The sequence below is a fragment of the Shewanella sp. 1180_01 genome (genome assembly GCF_052850535.1).
This window is the reverse complement of sequence record NZ_VXCT01000168.1, coordinates 1-752: the sequence shown is the minus strand read 5'-3', so window position 1 is coordinate 752 and position 752 is coordinate 1. Positions and strand designations below refer to the sequence as shown.

1 protein-coding gene is annotated in these 752 nt (G+C 43.6%); it reads right to left on the bottom strand.

The annotated features are described in order from the left end of the window. Nucleotides 1–752 (bottom strand): IS3 family transposase (locus FW758_RS24685; RefSeq protein WP_446446837.1); only part of this gene is annotated, 752 nt, incomplete at both ends.

Sequence of the window (752 nt, the reverse complement as noted above, 5' to 3'; positions counted from 1 at the left end):
TGTAATAACCAATGATATAATCGGTCACATCTTGTTTAGCTTCAGTAAAACTTTTGTAGCCTTGTATTGGGATCCATTCCGTTTTTAAACTCCTGAAAAACCGCTCCATTGGTGCATTATCCCAGCAGTTACCGCGACGACTCATGCTCTGGATTATTTGATATTTCCACAGCCGCTGACGGTATTTAAGGCTGGTATAATGGCTACCTTGATCTGAATGAAATATCAGGTTTTTTGGCTCTCCTCGTGATTCAAATGCCATTTCTAACGCCTTCACCGTTAACTCAGTATCCGGTGAAAGTGACATCGACCAACCGATCGCTTTTCTCGAAAATAAGTCCAGCACAACCGCTAAATAACACCAACGATTACCCGCCCAAATATACGTCACATCACCACACCAAATGGTGTTAGGTTCGACAACTGCAAATTGTCGTTTGAGTGCATTAGGGATAGTCACATGCTCATTTTCAGCCTTTTTATAGCGGTGTTTGAGGTGTTGGCAACTCACTAGTCCAAGCTTTTTCATTAACCGAGTAGCCTGATAACGACTTAACGCAAAGCCACGTTCAGAGGCGATAGTCGCAATACTCCTAGCCCCCGCAGACTCCCGGCTTTCAGCATGTATTGCTTTGATTTCACATTCTAAAAGCCGCTGCTCAGGTGTCGCCACAACTTCACGGCTCACCCAATAGCGATAGCTACTCCGGTTCACATTAAATACATGGCATAACACTGAAATAGGATATTTT